The organism is Burkholderia sp. BCC1640, from assembly GCF_902833125.1.
Classification (GTDB): domain Bacteria; phylum Pseudomonadota; class Gammaproteobacteria; order Burkholderiales; family Burkholderiaceae; genus Burkholderia; species Burkholderia diffusa.
In genome coordinates, this window is sequence record NZ_CADFEF010000100.1 from 1 (window position 1) to 931 (window position 931).

The window sequence follows — 931 nt, forward strand, 5'->3', positions numbered from 1 at the left end:
GCGCTCTCCATCCCGTTCGTCGTCGACGACGCCGCGATCTCGTGCGCCCCCTCCGACAACGGGGCCGGCAGCTTCAGCGACCACTGCCCGTCGCCGCCCGCCTGCACCGAGCCAACCACCTCTCCGTCCACGTACACCTTCACCAGCGAGCCAGGCTTCGCCTTGCCCGTCACTTCCGGCTGGCGATCGTCCGTCGTCTGTCCAGGCTGCAGCGGACCCTGCACCGTGCCAACGTGGTCGATCACCTGGTCCAGCGCGATCGACATCTTGCTCGTGTCCACCGTGAACTCGTGCGAATCCCCTCGCTCGCTCGTGTTCCCCGCCTTGTCCGTCACCGTCGTCGACAGTCGATGCGCACCGTCCGACAGCGGCTCCGACGGCCGGAACGTCCATCGTCCGTCCTGACCCGCCACCGTCGAGCCGATCGCCTTCTCGCCGTCGTAAATCGTCACCACCGCGCCGGCCTCCGCCTTGCCGCTGTATACCGGCGTCGCGTCGTCCGTCGTCGTCCCGTTCGCGATCGGGCCCGTCACGTTACCAACGTCATCCAGCAGCGTCTCGTCCTTCGACGCTTCCGGCGCAATCGTGTCCACCACGATCGAATAGTCGCCCGTCGACGGGCTCATCTTGCCGTCCGGCGACTCGGCCTTCGCGCTGAATGCGTGCTCGCCTTCCGCCAGCGGCGTCTCCGGGCGATACGACCAGCGGCCGTTGTCCCCAGCGATGACGATCCCCACCTCCTTGCCGTCCACGAACACGTGCACGGTGTGGCCCGGCTGCGCCGTGCCGCTCACCGTCGGCCGCGTGTCGTTCGTCTCGCCGTTCGGCGCGACATTGCCCACCTGCGGCTCGACCGCGTCGAACACGCCCGTGATCGACGGTGCGCTCGGCACCCCGCCCACCTGCAGCGTGAAATCAAAGCCGTCGCTCG

Annotated in this window: 1 protein-coding gene; it reads right to left on the reverse strand. The window is 68.4% G+C overall.

Going from position 1 to position 931, the window contains the following annotated elements; translation table 11 throughout:
• A partial coding sequence (locus HWX25_RS32630; protein ID WP_244138831.1) for an Ig-like domain-containing protein occupies positions 1–931 on the reverse strand: 931 nt, incomplete at both ends.